We start from the raw sequence: 13,553 nt of genomic DNA, 5'->3' as shown, positions 1-13,553 counted from the left end.
GGCCGGCGCGGTCGCCGGCCCCGGTACCGCTATCGAACGATCTTGAAGTTGAACATCGGGGTGTTCAGTGCGCCCATGAGCCGCAGCCACACCGGCAGCAGCATCTCGGTGCCGCGGGCGGTGGTGATGTCACCGAGGTCGATGACGTCGGTGTGCCCGAACGACTCCAGCAGGCCGACCACGGCCTTCTTGGCGTCCGCGTCGTTGCCGGAGACGAACACGCTGTGTTCGCCGTCGGCGAGCTGCGCCGGGTTCACCATCAGTGCGGCGGTCAGCGTGTTGAGCGTCTTGACGACCTGCAGCTGCGGGAATGCGGCCTGGATCTGCTCCCCGAGGGAGTCGGTGTCCTTGACGAACAGGGTGGGCGGGAAGCCGCGGGAGAAGTCCAGCGGGTTGGCGATGTCGATCAGAATCTTGCCGGCGAGGTTGTCGGCGCCGGCCGCCTCCAGGGCGGCGATCGACACGTTGCCCGAGGTGGCGTTGACCAGCAGCTCGGCATTCTCGGCGGCCTCGGCGAAGGTGGCGAGCCGTACCGCCGGACGGGCGGCGGCCCACGCGGAGTAGGGCGGGTTGCCCATGCCGTCCGGTTCGGTACGCGCCATCGTCGCCGCGATGTCGCGGGTACCGACGGTGACGTCGTGGCCCAGTTCCGCCAGGCGGCCGGCGAGGGCCTGACCGACCATGCCGGTTCCCAGGACTGCGATCTTCATTGCGAGCGCTCCTTGATGGTGTTGAGTGCGAGTCATCGCGCCTCCAAGAGACCCTAACAGACAGGTCTGTCTACCAGAAGACGGCGGGCTATCAGGAACCGGGCGACCACGACTGGGAGCGCTAAACAGACCTGTCTGCATGCTGAAGGTCCAGTGGCCGAACGCGCAACGGTCAACCAGCCGTGCGGAACGAGCAGGTGGGACGATGGCCCAGGCGGGTGGGCCCCGGCAGTCGGCCCGCGAGCGCATCCTCGACACCGCGTTCCGGCTGTTCTACGCGTACGGCCCCCACGGCGTCGGTGTCGACACCGTGATCGCTGAATCCGGCGTCGCCAAGGCCACGCTCTACAAGCGCTCGCGCCGCCGCACGCGCTCTGGTGGACGCGGTCAGCCCCGGCCGGGGCTGACCGCGTCCGACGCGTAGCACTCTCAGAAGCTGTAGCCGCCGGCGCAGAGGAGCACCTCGCCGGTGATGTAGTCCGCCTCGGGCGTGCAGAGCAGGTAGGCCGCTCCGGCTGCCTCCTCGACGGTCCCGGCGCGCCCCAGCGGGATCGACCGGTCCAGAGAGGCCGCGATGCCTGGGTTGAGGCCGACGGTCAGCTGCCGCCCGTCGACATCGATGCTGCCGGGGCCTGCCGGGTCGGTCAGCCGGGTGCGGATGACGCCATAGGCAACGGCGTTGACGTTGACGGCGTACCGGCCCCATTCCTTGGCCAGCGTTCTGGTGAGGCCCACCACGCCGGCCTTGGCGGCGGAGTAGTTGGCCTGGCCGGGGTTTCCGGCCAGACCGGAGATCGACGAGATGTTGACGACCTTGCGGTGACGCGTGATGCCGGCGGAACGGTCCCGCTCGACGAACCGCTTGATGACGGGCTGGGCGGCGCGCAGCAGGCGGAACGGGGCGGTGAGGTGCACGTCGAGGATGGCGCTCCACTGCTCGTCGGTGGTCCTCTGGATGACCGCGTCCCAGGTGTAGCCGGCGTTGTTGACGATGATGTCCAGCCCGTCGAAGGCGGACACGGCGGTGTCGACGAACCGCTCGGCGAACTCGGGGTCGGTGACGCTGCCGGCGACCGCGACCGCCTGCCCGCCGGCCTTCCCGATGAGCTCGACCGTCTCCGCCGCCGGCTCCGGATCGAGGTCGTTGACGACGACGCGTGCTCCGTGTGAGGCGAGCTTGAGGGCGATGGCCCGGCCGATCCCGCGTCCGGACCCGGTGACCAGCGCGACGCGCCCCTGCAGGTTGCTCATGCGGTCCTCTCCAGGAGGGTGACCACGCAGGCGCCGCCGAGGCCGACGTTGTGCGCGAGGGCCAGGTTCGCGCCCTCGACCTGCCGGGCGCCGGCGGCACCGCGCAGCTGCCAGGTCAGCTCCGCGCACTGCGCGAGTCCGGTCGCGCCCAGCGGATGGCCCTTGGCGAGCAGGCCGCCGGAGGGATTGACGACCACCCGGCCGCCGTAGGTGTTGTCGGCATCGGCGATGAACTTCTCGGCCATGCCTTCCGGTGTCAGGCCGAGCGCCTCGTAACTGATGAGTTCGTTGGCGGTGAAGCAGTCGTGCAGTTCCACGACCGGCACGTCGGTCGGGTCGACTCCGGCTTCGGCATACACGCGATCGGCGGCGGTGCGGGTCATGTCGTAGCCGACCAGTCGCATCATGTCGGCCTCGTCGAACGTGCCCGGTGTGTCGGTGACCAGCGCCTGCGCGCGGATCGTCACGGTCGTGTCGAGGCCGTGCCGACGGGCGAAGTCGGCGCTGCACAGCACGGCCGCGGCGGCACCGCAGGTGGGTGGGCAGCACTGCAGCCGGGTCAGCGGCCCGTACATCGGCGGCGAGGCCAACACCTCCTCGACGGTGACCGGTTCCCGGAAGACCGCGTTCGGATTGTGGGCGGCATGGCGGCGGGCCTTGACCGCGATCGCCGCGAACGTCTCCGGCGAGGTGCCGTGGCGGCGGGCGTACTCCGCGCCGGCGCCGCCGAAGTAGGCCACCGCGAACGGCACGCTCTCGTCGTCCTGCAGCCGGGACCGGGCGGCGTCACCGCGGGTCAGCGGGCTGTCGCGGTCGGGAAAGGCCATCCCGAGTGCACCCCGGGCCATCTGCTCGAAACCCACCACCAGGACGCAGTCGGCGGCGCCGGTGGCGACAGCCTGCCGGGCCAGCCACAGCGCACTGGATCCGGTGGCACAGTTGTTGTTCACGTTGACGATCGGGATCCCGGTGGTGCCCAGGCCGTACAGGGCGGCCTGCCCGCAGGTGGAGTCGCCGTAGACGTAACCGACGTAGGCCTGCTGCATCAGCGCGTAGTCCACGCCCGCGTCGGCCAGGGCGGCCCGCGCGGCCGTCTCGCCCATCACGTCGTACGCCAGGCTCTGCGACGGCCTGCGGAACGGGATCATGCCCACGCCCGCGACCAGGACGGGCCTCACGCCAGCCGTCCGATGTGGTCGGCCACGGTGCTGGCGCCCTTGGCCGACAGCAGGATCGTGTAGTGGTTGACGTCGGACACCTTCTCCACGGTGAGGCCGCTGCGGTCGATTCCGGCGGCCTTCAGGCGGGCCTCGTCGTACAGGCCCTGCGGTTCGTCGAGGATGCCGCGTTCGCACCACAGCAGCGTCGCCGCGCAGCCGATCCGGTGGGCGGCGGTTGTCGTCTGCTCGTCCAGAAGCGTGTCCGTGGCGTCCCGGCGCACCGCCTCCAGCGAGCAGGAGGAGCGCAGCGCGGGCGGTTCGCCGACCAGGTCGCGCAGCGCGTAGTCCCGCACCGCGGGGGACCAGGCCGCGGACAGCGCGGGATGCACCCGCCAGAAGTCCAGGTACGACTGTTCGCTGTCGAACGTCATCTGCAGACGGCGCATGGCCGGGCCGATGACGGCCTGCAGGATGGCGTCGATGTCTGCGCCGTCGGGCACCTGCAGTGTGACGCCGCCGTCGACGAGCAGCACCGACGAGACTCGGTCCGGGTGGCGGACCGCGGCGACGGCGGCGACGAACGCGCCCATCGAGTGCCCGACGATCGGCGCCCGGTCGAGGCCGAGGTGGTCGAGGACGGCGATGAGGTCGTCGGCGTGCTGGGCGAGCCCGTACGGACCGGGTAGGGCGGTGCTGTGCGCGCGTCCGCGCAGGTCCGGGGCGATCAGGGTGGCGCGGCCGGACAGGGCGTCGGCGACCGGTGCCCACGAGAGGGCGTTGGCGGTGATGCCGTGCGCGGCCAGCACGGTCGGGCCGGTCTCGCCGGGCCAGCGGCACACCCGCAGGGTGCCGCCGGCGACGGGGACGTCGAGTTCTTCGGGGGTCACGGTTGCTCCTGGGGGGGCGGCCTTGGGACGGCGGAAGCCGGCGTCGCGGTATGCGGCGAGTTCGGCGGCGAGGCGGTTCTTCAGTTCGAGCCGTTTGGCTTTGCCGGTTGCCGTGTAGGGCACGTCGTCGCCGAAGACGACGACCTTGGGCTGGTGGGCGAAGTCGAGGCGGGCCGCGCAGTGGTCGAGGATCTCCTGCTCGGTCAGGGGCCCGTCGGCGACGACGTAGGCGGCGATCTCGTCGCCGTAGACCCGGTGCTCGAACGGCACGGCGAGGGCGAACGCCACCCGCGGGTGGCTGCGCAGCACCTCGTCGATCTCGAACGGTGAGATGTTGTGCCCACCGCGGATGATGAGTTCTTTCATCCGTCCGGTGATGAAGAAGACGGGCTGCCCGTCCGGGCCGGGCCGCCAGAAGCCCTCGTCGCCGGTGTGGAACCACCCGCCACGGAATGCCTCGGTGGTGGCCTCGGGGTGCCCGGCGTACTCGCGCATGATGATCGCGCCGCGGACGGCGAGCTCGCCGCGGACCTCGGCCGGCGCCTGCTCTCCGGTGACCGGATGCAGTACCGCCATCTGCGCGTGCGGGAGCGGGCTGCCGATGCTGGGGAAGCCGAAGTCGGCGTGCCAGTGACGGCGCTGCTCGTCGGGGAGAGCGGGCATGGCGGAGGCGACGCAGGTGGTCTCCGACAGGCCGTAGATGTGCCGGATCGGGATCTCGAAGCGTTTCTCGAAGTCGAGGGCCGTCTCCACCAGCAGCGGCCCTGCGCCGCATAGCACCTCGACGAAACACTCGGGCGCCTCGCCGTCGCCGCCGAGCAGGAACTCCAGCAGGGTGGGCACCAGGCTGGCGGTGGTCGCCCGCTCAGCGGCCACGTCGGCCCAGAAGCGCTCAGTCCGGAACCGGTCGGCCAGAACCGTGGAGGCCCCGGTGTGCCAGGGCAGCAGCATGGAGATGACCAGAGCGTTGGCGTGGTGCACCGGCAGCACCGTGTAGACCCGGGTGTCGGAGTCCCAGCCAAAGGTGCTGGCCAGCGCGTCCAGGTCGGTCAGCAGATTGCGGACGGTGGTGATGATGCCCTTCGGCTCGCCGGTGGTGCCGCTGGTGTAAAGCCGTAACGCCGCGACATCCAGACCGACCGCCGGGTCCGCCACCGAAGTCGTGCTCTCGGCCGGCAGGTCGGCGGTGTGGTGCAGCGGCAAGCCGGTCGCCTCGGCGAGGGCGGTGGCCCGGTCGACGTGCTCCGGTGCGTGGACCAGCAGGCGCGCTGCCGAGTCGCGCAGCACGAACAGCTGCCGGTCGGTGGCCTCCTGCGCATTCAGCGGCACGCAGCACGCGCCGACCAGCCAACATGCGTACGCCACCGCGAGCGCCTCGGCGGTGTTGCCGGCGAGGGTCGCCACCGCGTCCCCCGGGCCGATGCCCTGCCCCCGCAGCCAGGCCGCCGTCGCCTCGACCCGGGACCGCCACTCGCCGGCGGTCCACCCGCGTCGGGTACCCCGGGCATGGTGCAGCTCCGTCAGGTACGCGGCATCGAGATCGGTGCGGTCACGGAAGAACGCGGCGAACCCCGACCACCGCGGCCGGAAGTCATCGACGGGCGCGCGCGGGCCGGATGAGCGAAACTCCATGTGCGAAACCTAGGGCTCGTTCAGCACGCTGGGCGATGGAGGATCCCCACACTGCTGGGTCAGTCTGACGGAGGGACCAACCACTAGCCCGAATGCTGATCGGTCAAGCTGGCGATCCGGTTCAGCTTGACGGCCAACTGGATCTGCAGTGCCTTCTGCCCGGTCCGCCACCCCTCGCCGAGCAGTGCGCTGATGCGTTCGATGCGCTGGTAGAGCGTGTTGACGTGGATGAACAGTGCTGCGGCGGCGCGAACGTGACTGCCGTCGGCGTCGAAGTAGGCCTCCACCGTTCGCAACAGCTCCGATCCGCGCTGCGCGTCGTAGTCGACCACCGCACCGAGGGTGCGTTGCACGAACGCAGTCACCCGCTCACGGCCGGCCGGACCGAACAGCAGCCCGAACGCCCCGAGATCGGCAGGGCTGGCCGCCGTCCCGGTCTTGCCGAGCGCGCGCAGGACGTCGACGCAGTGCCGCGCATCGCGGTGGGCATCGCGCAGCCCCGCCGGCCCGTCACCGGGACCGGCGGCACCGACGGTGACGGGCGCGGCGACGGCTCTGCGGAGGCGATTCGCCGCCGCCGGGGCAGCCAGCGCTGCGTCCGCGCCGGGCAGCAGCGCGACGACGTTCCGGCCGTGCTCGCCGCAGAACCCGCCGCACTGTGTTGCCCAGCTGCCGAGGGCGCTGGCTGCGATCCGACGGTCCTCGCTCCGTTCGGGGTAGGCCACGATCACCGCATGCGGTCGATCCATGTCCCATCCGAGCAGCCGGGCCCGCCGTCGAAGCCCGTCCGGGTCCGGCTGCGCATCGGCGAGCAGTTCGGTCAACAGGTCGCCGCGTACCCGGTGCTCGGCCTCGGCCAGCTGCCGCTCGGTCAGCAGCAGGATGGCCGCCACGAGGGCCGCCCGCTCGACCGTGCGCTGATCGGCAACGCCGAGATCACCTCGGCAGGCCACCAGGACGGCCAGGACCTGAGACCCGGCGACGACCGGCGCGGCGCAGCTCTTAGGCGTCGCCGCGGTCGCCCGCGTGGCGATCGCCGACAGGCAGGTCTTCGCCACGTCATCGGTAACGGTGTCGCCCGGGGCCGGGGCGAGCGGGCCAGCCGAGGCGAGGACCCGCAGACCGGGATCGGCCACGAACACGCCGGCGCTCAGGACCTCCGCGACCACGGCCGCGACCTCGGGCAACTGACCGCCCTGGGCTGCGACGGTGGTGAGCCGCTCGTGCACGTTGGCCGCCCGCTCCATCAGGTCGCTGTGCGCACGTACGTCGGCGAAGAGCGAGGCGGTCTCGATCGCGATCGCGGCGTGGGTGGCCAGGGAGATCAGCAAGGCGACCTCGGCGTCGGCGAACGGCCGCTCTCGCCGGTTGGCTGCGAAGAGTACTCCGATCACCTTTTCCCGCAGCAGGAGCGGTACGCCCAGCACCGCGATCAGACCCTCGCCGCAGACGACCTCGTCGACGGTGTGCACGAACCGCTTGTCGTGCGGGTAATCCGGGGTCGCGTACGGCTGGCGGGTCTGCGCCACGAGTCCGCCCAGCCCCGCGCCCATCGCGAGCCGGGCCGTCTTGAACGCCTCGGTGTGGATGCCGTCGGTGACCCGCACATAGGTGTCACCGCGCTGCTCGTCGATGAGCATCAGATATGCCGCCTCGGTGCCCAGCAGACCCCGCGCGCGGGCGACGATCGCCTGCAGCACCTCCTCGACGTCCCGCAGCGACGACAGATCCCCCGCTGTCTCGTACAGCGCGGTCAACTCGCGTTCACGCCGGTGGCGCTCGGCCAGCCGCTCACTCACCGTCAGCGCGAGCTCGACACTCTCCCGTGCTCGTGCGTCGCCGGCCACCTCGGCGCGTAACCGGATCAACCGCTCGGCCGACGCGTTCCCAGCGTCGGCGAGCAGCCGCAAGGCGCGGCGAGCGACATTGTCGTCGACTGTCGTCATGGCCCTCCCACGTCCACGTTCGTGGTCGCGGACGGTAACACACCGTGAACGGAGGCCGGAGCCCTCACCCTGCCCGGCCAAGCCAGCGCGCGTGGCGTCCCGTATCACGGGATTGTCCTCACAACCAGCGGTGGGTGATGGATGGCGTCGCTCCTCGGACACCTCGTGAGCTGCTGCAGCAGTCCGAGGCAAAACTAGATTCATTCCAGAAGAGTGGACTATGTTCATCACATGACGTCCGACTTCGAGGCGCAGTTGCGGGCGGTCTCGTTGCGCGTGACCCGGCCCCGGCTGGCGGTGCTCGCCGCGCTGCGCGACCACCCGCACGTCGACACCGACGCGGTGATCGCGCTGGTACGGGCGGACCAGCCCACGGTCTCCCACCAGACGGTGTACGACGTGCTGCGTGCGCTCACCGACGCCGGTCTGGTGCGGCGCATCCAGCCTGCCGGTGCGACCGCCCGCTACGAGTCCCGGGTCGCGGACAACCACCACCATGTCGTGTGCCGCTCCTGCGGCGCGATCGCCGACGTCGACTGCGCCGTCGGCCATGCTCCCTGTCTCACCGCCACGGACGACCACGGTTTCGTGGTCGACGAGGCGGAGGTCGTCTACTGGGGCACCTGCCCCGACTGTGCGACCGAACGCACGCCCCAGTGATCCGCCAGCTCGGAAGGAAGCAGATGAGCGACACCCAGGACAACGGTCCCTCCAGTGCGCAGGGCGTGGACCAGAAGGCTGCGGCCGGCTGCCCGGTCGCACACGACTCCGTGACCGCGCACGGCAGCGAGAGCGAGAACCCGGCGATCGACTCGCCGACCCCGAAGACCGGAGGTCGTCCGCGCACCAACCGGGACTGGTGGCCCAACCAGCTCGACCTCTCGGTCCTGCACGCCCACTCGTCCAAGGGCAACCCGCTGGGGGAGAGCTTCAGCTACGCCAAGGAGTTCGCCAAGCTCGACGTCGAGGCCCTCAAGCAGGACATCGTCAAGGTCCTCACCACCTCGCAGGACTGGTGGCCGGCCGACTTCGGCCACTACGGCGGCCTGATGATCCGGATGAGCTGGCACGCCGCCGGCACCTACCGCATCGAGGACGGTCGCGGCGGCGCCGGCGACGGCGGTCAGCGGTTCGCCCCGCTCAACAGCTGGCCGGACAACGCCAACCTCGACAAGGCGCGCCGGCTCCTGTGGCCGGTCAAGCAGAAGTACGGCCAGAAGATCTCGTGGGCCGACCTGCTCGTGCTCGCCGGCAACGTCGCCCTGGAGTCGATGAGGTTCAAGACCTTCGGCTTCGGCTTCGGTCGCGAGGACGTGTGGGAGCCCGAGGAGATCTTCTGGGGTCCGGAGGACACCTGGCTCGGCGATGAGCGCTACGCCTCCGAGAAGGAGATGGCGGCCGGCGTCGGGGCGACCGAGATGGGTCTCATCTACGTCAACCCGGAGGGCCCCCGCGGCAACGCGGACCCGGCCGCGGCGGCGCACTTCATCCGCGAGACCTTCCGGCGGATGGCGATGAACGACGAGGAGACCGTCGCCCTCATCGCCGGTGGCCACACCTTCGGCAAGACCCACGGCGCCGGCGTCGCCGACGACCACGTGGGCGCGGAACCCGAGGGCGCCCCGCTGGAGGCGCAGGGCCTCGGCTGGCTGAGTACCTACGGCAGCGGCAAGGGCGGGGACACGATCACCAGCGGTCTCGAGGTGACCTGGACCGACCGGCCGACGCAGTGGAGCAACCGTTACTTCGAGATCCTCTTCGGCAACGAGTGGGAGCTCACCACGAGCCCCGGCGGCGCGAAGCAGTGGGTCGCCAAGGACGCTGAGGCCATCATCCCGGACGCCCACGACCCGTCGAAGAAGCACAGGCCGACGATGCTCACCACCGACCTGTCGCTGCGCGTCGACCCGGCGTACGAGAAGATCTCGCGCCGCTTCCTGGAAAACCCCGACGAGTTCCGACTGGCCTTCGCCAAGGCCTGGTACAAGCTGCTGCACCGCGACATGGGTCCGGTCAGCCGCTTCCTGGGACCGTGGGTCGCCGAGCCCCAGCTGTGGCAGGACCCGGTGCCGGCCGTCAACGATGAACTCGTGGGTGACGTCGACATCGCCGCCCTCAAGGCGAAGGTCCTGGAGTCCGGCCTGACGACCGCCCAGCTGGTCTCCACCGCCTGGGCCTCCGCCGCGAGCTTCCGGCACACCGACAAGCGTGGCGGCGCCAACGGCGCGCGGATCCGTCTCGAGCCCCAGCGCAGCTGGGAGGTCAACCAGCCCGAGCAGCTCGCGACGGTCCTGGAGACCCTCGAGGGCATCCAGCGGGAGTTCAACGCCGCCGGCGGCGCGAAGATCTCGCTCGCCGACCTGATCGTGCTGGCCGGCTCGGCCGCCGTGGAGAAGGCGGCGCGCGACGCCGGCGTCGAGGTGACCGTGCCGTTCCGTCCCGGCCGCACCGACGCCACCGCGGAGCAGACCGACGTCGAGTCCTTCGAGGTCCTCGAGCCGCGCGCCGACGGGTTCCGCAACTACCTGCGTCCCGGCGAGAAGACCCAGCCGGAGGTGCTGCTCGTCGACCGTGCCTACATGCTCAACCTGACCGCGCCCGAGATGACCGTCCTCGTCGGCGGCCTGCGCTCCCTCGGCGCCAACTCCGGCGGCACCCAGCACGGCGTCCTCACCGACCGGCCCGGTGTGCTCACCAACGACTTCTTCGCCAACCTGCTCTCCCCGGGCACCCGGTGGAAGGCGTCGGAGTCCGACGAGCACGTCTACGAGATCCGCGACCTGGCCACCGACGAGGTGAAGTGGACCGCCACGGCGGTCGACCTCATCTTCGGCTCCAACTCCCAGCTGCGAGCCCTCGCGGAGGTCTACGCCAGCCAGGATGCCCGCGACAAGTTCGTGTCCGACTTCGTCGCAGCCTGGACCAAGGTCATGGAACTCGATCGGTTCGATCTCGCCTGAGCCGGCTCCAACCGACGAGCCCCGGTCGATCCACCAGCGATCGACCGGGGCTCGCCCGCCACTGAATTCGGTCATCGGACATCAACCGCATCCCAACGGTGCGCGCCAAGATCGATGATGGCGTGCACCGTTTCTGTTTCTGGCGCATGGCTTCAGGCCGACGCCGAGGGTCAGGCGCTGCGGAAGGTGCGACGGTAGGCGTCCGGAGGTACACCGACGGTGCGGTGGAAGTGTCGGCGCAGCGTCGTGGCGGTTCCCATACCAGCCGCCTGGGCGATGGCGTCGATGCTGTTGTCGGTGTTCTCCAGCAGCTCCTGGGCCCGGCGGATCCGCTGCGTCGACAGCCACTGCAGCGGAGTGGTGCCTGTTACCGACTTGAAGTGGCGGGCCAGGTTGCGCGAGCTCATTCTCGCCTGGCGAGCCAGGTCCTCCACGGTCAGCGGCCGGTCGAGCCGTTCCATCGCCCAGGGGAGCAGGTCGGCGAGGGGATGGTCGTCGCGGGCGGGCACCGGGGTGGTGACGAACTGGGCCTGGCCGCCAGCGCGATGCGGGGGGACGACCAGGCGGCGGGCGACGGCGTTGGCGACCGTCGAGCCGTGGTCGCGGCGGATCAGGTGCAGGCACAGGTCGATCGCGGCGGCTTTGCCGGCGGAGGCGAGCACGTTGCCGTTGTCGACGTAGAGCACGTCCGGGTCGACCTTCACCCGGGGATAGCGGGCGGCCAGCGCCTCGGTGTGGGCCCAGTGCGTCGTCGCGCGCAGCCCGTCCAGCACCCCGGCGGCGGCCAGCACAAACGCACCGGTGCACAGCGAGGCCATCCGAGCGCCCGCCTCATGGGCCGCGCGGACGGCGTCGAGCAGATCGGGTGGCACGTCCGCGTCGATGTCTTCCACGGCAGGGATGATCACGGTGTCGGCGCGGGCGAGTCGGTCCAACCCGTCGTCAGGTTCCATCCGGAATCTGCCGATCCGGACCGGGCCCGGGCCGCAGACCACGAGGTCGTACCACGGGTCTGCCAGGCCGGAGGGGTCGCGGACGAAGACCTCGCAGGCCATGGCGAGCTCGAAGTGCAGCATCGCGTCGGTGGCGGCGAGCGCGACAGTGGCCATGTCCGAAATTGTATGGGGCATGGCGTTCCAGACACTGGTCCGGGGCCGGCCGCTGCGGGAGGCTCTCCTCAGTCGATCTTTCGAGGAGCACGGGAGGAACCGCAGATGGGTTCGGGTCAGATCGTGGCGGTGTTCGGCGCGTACGGACACACCGGGCGGTTCGTGGTGACGGAGTTGCGCGATCGCGGGTTCGTCCCGCTCCTCCTCGGCCGCGACGCGGGCAAGCTCCAGGCGCTGGCGGCGTCGCGTCCGGGGCTCGCATACCGGGTGACGCCGGTCGACGATCCGGCCTCGCTCGACCAGGCACTGAAGGGCGCGGCCGCGGTCATCAACTGCGCCGGCCCGTTCGCCTCGACTGCGGCCCCCGTGATCGAGGCCGCGCTGCGCACCGGGGTCCCGTACGTGGATGTGGCGGCCGAGATCGAGGCCAACCTCGACACCTTCACGCACTTCACCGACCGCGCTCGAACCGCAGGCGTGGCGGTGGTGCCGGCGATGGCCTTCTTCGGCGGACTCGGCGATCTACTGGTCACGGCGGCGATGGGCGATTGGATGGCGGCCGACGAGGCGCACGTCGCGTACGGACTGAGCAGTTGGCACCCCACGGCCGGGACCCTCGCCTCCGGCACCGTCTCCCGGGAACGGCGCGATGGCCACCGGGTCCGCTACACCGGAGGCCGGCTGGAGTATTACGTCGACGAGTCCAGCCTGCCGACCCTGGAATGGGACTTTCCCGCTCCGCTGGGCCGCCGGACCGTCCTCGCCGAGTTCACGATGGCCGACGTCGTGACCATCCCCACCCACCTGTCCATCCCCGAGGTGCGCACGTACATGACCACCGACGCGGCCAAGGACCTGGCCGCTACAGACACACCCGCACCGACTGCGGTCGACGAGCTCGGCCGGTCAGCGCAGACGTTCACCGTCGACGTCATCGTGCGCTCCGGCGACACACAACGCCGCGTCGTCGCCAGGGGCCAGGACATCTACGCCGTCAGCGCACCGCTGGCGGTCGAAGCGGTCCATCGCATCCTCGGCGGTCAGACGAGGACGAGCGGCGTCGCCTCCGCCGGCGAGATCTTCGACGCGCCCGACTTCCTCCGTGCGCTGTCCGCGCACATCTCGCTCGAACCGCGCCACGAGTCTCGCGTGCCAGAGTTCGCCTGATCGCACAGCCACAGGTGACAGCCCAGACCAGCCATGAGGACATCGTCGCGGCCTGTACCCACCTCACCAGCGGAGGTCACCTACGCGAGGTGGTGGGAGGCCTCTGGTTCACCCTGCGACGGTCGGGGCAACGGTCAGGAAACCGCGGCCTTCACCAGCTCGACGACCTTCTTCTCTACCGCGGGGCTCCACTTCTGCAGCGCGTACGACACCGGCCACAGGTCCCCGTCGTCGAGGTTGGCCGTGTCCTGGAAGCCCAGGGTCGAGTACCGGTAGTTGAACTTGCCCGAGTCCTGGAAGAAGACGACGATCTTGTCGTCCGCGTTCGCGTAGGCGGGCATCCCGTACCAGGTCTTGGGCGACAGCTCCGGGGCGGTAGCGGTCACCGTTACGTGCACGCGCTCGGCGAGCGCACGATCTTCCGGCGCCATCTGCCCGATCCGGTCGAGGACCGCCTGCAGCCCGTCGGCCTTCTTGGCGCCCTTCTTGCCCTCGGCGCGCAGCTCGGCGGCGCGCTCCTTCATCGCGGCACGCTCCTCAGGGCTGAAGCCGTCGGACGCGGTCGGGGAAGTCTTCGCGGACATTCTCGGGCTCCCATTCGCCGTTCAAGGCTCGGCGTATGCCGGCCACCTGGGAAAAGGCTAGGCGGGACGACGCCCTGGCGCTTCTCGATTCCTGATCGGATCTCAGGCCCGGATGGTCAGCCCGGTGCGCGCGCCGAGCTCGCCCGG

At 70.5% G+C, this 13,553-nt stretch carries 11 protein-coding genes; 4 read left to right on the top strand and 7 right to left on the bottom strand.

The window, feature by feature from the left end; all coding sequences use genetic code 11:
- Positions 1–29: 29 nt before the first annotated feature.
- Positions 30–710 carry an NADPH-dependent F420 reductase gene (locus AC5RWQ_RS07040; RefSeq protein WP_494281915.1) on the bottom strand — a complete coding sequence of 227 codons (681 nt, stop codon included), beginning with the start codon at positions 708–710 and terminating at the stop codon, positions 30–32.
- A gap of 205 nt (positions 711–915) precedes the next feature.
- Between AC5RWQ_RS07040 and AC5RWQ_RS07035 the strand changes: the two genes are divergently transcribed.
- Positions 916–1,134 carry a TetR/AcrR family transcriptional regulator gene (locus AC5RWQ_RS07035; RefSeq protein WP_494281914.1) on the top strand — a complete coding sequence of 73 codons (219 nt, stop codon included), beginning with the start codon at positions 916–918 and terminating at the stop codon, positions 1,132–1,134.
- A gap of 5 nt (positions 1,135–1,139) precedes the next feature.
- Here the strand turns inward: AC5RWQ_RS07035 and AC5RWQ_RS07030 are convergent, their stop codons facing one another.
- The 4 genes from AC5RWQ_RS07030 to AC5RWQ_RS07015 all read right to left on the bottom strand — a co-directional run bounded on the left by AC5RWQ_RS07030 (position 1,140) and on the right by AC5RWQ_RS07015 (position 7,748).
- Complete coding sequence (locus tag AC5RWQ_RS07030) at positions 1,140–1,961, bottom strand: SDR family NAD(P)-dependent oxidoreductase (protein WP_494281913.1); 822 nt, start codon at positions 1,959–1,961, stop codon at positions 1,140–1,142.
- Positions 1,958–3,139 (bottom strand): lipid-transfer protein, encoded by a 1,182-nt coding sequence (locus AC5RWQ_RS07025; RefSeq protein WP_494281912.1) that lies wholly within the window; start codon positions 3,137–3,139, stop codon positions 1,958–1,960. The genes AC5RWQ_RS07030 and AC5RWQ_RS07025 overlap by 4 nt, the downstream gene beginning before the upstream one ends.
- Positions 3,136–5,640, bottom strand: coding sequence for an alpha/beta fold hydrolase (locus AC5RWQ_RS07020; RefSeq protein WP_494281911.1), 2,505 nt, complete (start codon positions 5,638–5,640; stop codon positions 3,136–3,138). Before AC5RWQ_RS07020 ends, AC5RWQ_RS07025 begins: the two co-directional genes overlap by 4 nt.
- A gap of 83 nt (positions 5,641–5,723) precedes the next feature.
- The gene (locus tag AC5RWQ_RS07015) at positions 5,724–7,748 is read right to left on the bottom strand and encodes a helix-turn-helix domain-containing protein (RefSeq protein ID WP_494281910.1); all 2,025 of its coding nucleotides are present in this window, start codon (positions 7,746–7,748) and stop codon (positions 5,724–5,726) included.
- A 69-nt stretch (positions 7,749–7,817) separates the two neighbouring features.
- Between AC5RWQ_RS07015 and AC5RWQ_RS07010 the strand changes: the two genes are divergently transcribed.
- Both AC5RWQ_RS07010 and katG read left to right on the top strand, forming a co-directional pair.
- Positions 7,818–8,246, top strand: coding sequence for a Fur family transcriptional regulator (locus AC5RWQ_RS07010; protein ID WP_494281909.1), 429 nt, complete (start codon positions 7,818–7,820; stop codon positions 8,244–8,246).
- Positions 8,247–8,269: 23 nt separating this feature from the next.
- Positions 8,270–10,546, top strand: coding sequence for a catalase/peroxidase HPI (katG, locus tag AC5RWQ_RS07005; RefSeq protein WP_494281908.1), 2,277 nt, complete (start codon positions 8,270–8,272; stop codon positions 10,544–10,546).
- A gap of 170 nt (positions 10,547–10,716) precedes the next feature.
- Here the strand turns inward: katG and AC5RWQ_RS07000 are convergent, their stop codons facing one another.
- Positions 10,717–11,655, bottom strand: coding sequence for a helix-turn-helix domain-containing protein (locus AC5RWQ_RS07000; RefSeq protein ID WP_494281907.1), 939 nt, complete (start codon positions 11,653–11,655; stop codon positions 10,717–10,719).
- A gap of 105 nt (positions 11,656–11,760) precedes the next feature.
- On the opposite strand from AC5RWQ_RS07000, the gene AC5RWQ_RS06995 reads away from it, so the two are divergent.
- The gene (locus tag AC5RWQ_RS06995; RefSeq protein WP_494282035.1) at positions 11,761–12,822 is read left to right on the top strand and encodes a saccharopine dehydrogenase family protein; all 1,062 of its coding nucleotides are present in this window, start codon (positions 11,761–11,763) and stop codon (positions 12,820–12,822) included.
- Between the two features lie 134 nt (positions 12,823–12,956).
- On the opposite strand, the gene AC5RWQ_RS06990 is transcribed toward AC5RWQ_RS06995, so the two are convergent.
- Complete coding sequence (locus tag AC5RWQ_RS06990) at positions 12,957–13,406, bottom strand: iron chaperone (protein ID WP_494281906.1); 450 nt, start codon at positions 13,404–13,406, stop codon at positions 12,957–12,959.
- Between the last annotated feature and the right edge of the window lie 147 nt (positions 13,407–13,553).

It is taken from the genome of Micromonospora sp. BS32, from assembly GCF_059089345.1.
Note: the sequence above shows the minus strand (reverse complement) of the source record. Positions and strands in the feature narration are given on the sequence as shown.

What these genes read in the sequence shown, in the direction of transcription:
- AC5RWQ_RS07040 (WP_494281915.1), bottom strand. Translation starts at nt 710, where the DNA reads ATGAAGATCGCAGTCCTGGGAACCGGCATGGTCGGTCAGGCCCTCGCC.
- AC5RWQ_RS07035 (WP_494281914.1), top strand. Translation starts at nt 916, where the DNA reads ATGGCCCAGGCGGGTGGGCCCCGGCAGTCGGCCCGCGAGCGCATCCTC.
- AC5RWQ_RS07030 (WP_494281913.1), bottom strand. Translation starts at nt 1,961, where the DNA reads ATGAGCAACCTGCAGGGGCGCGTCGCGCTGGTCACCGGGTCCGGACGC.
- AC5RWQ_RS07020 (WP_494281911.1), bottom strand. Translation starts at nt 5,640, where the DNA reads ATGGAGTTTCGCTCATCCGGCCCGCGCGCGCCCGTCGATGACTTCCGG.
- AC5RWQ_RS07010 (WP_494281909.1), top strand. Translation starts at nt 7,818, where the DNA reads ATGACGTCCGACTTCGAGGCGCAGTTGCGGGCGGTCTCGTTGCGCGTG.
- katG (WP_494281908.1), top strand. Translation starts at nt 8,270, where the DNA reads ATGAGCGACACCCAGGACAACGGTCCCTCCAGTGCGCAGGGCGTGGAC.
- AC5RWQ_RS07000 (WP_494281907.1), bottom strand. Translation starts at nt 11,655, where the DNA reads ATGGCCACTGTCGCGCTCGCCGCCACCGACGCGATGCTGCACTTCGAG.
- AC5RWQ_RS06995 (WP_494282035.1), top strand. Translation starts at nt 11,761, where the DNA reads ATGGGTTCGGGTCAGATCGTGGCGGTGTTCGGCGCGTACGGACACACC.
- AC5RWQ_RS06990 (WP_494281906.1), bottom strand. Translation starts at nt 13,406, where the DNA reads ATGTCCGCGAAGACTTCCCCGACCGCGTCCGACGGCTTCAGCCCTGAG.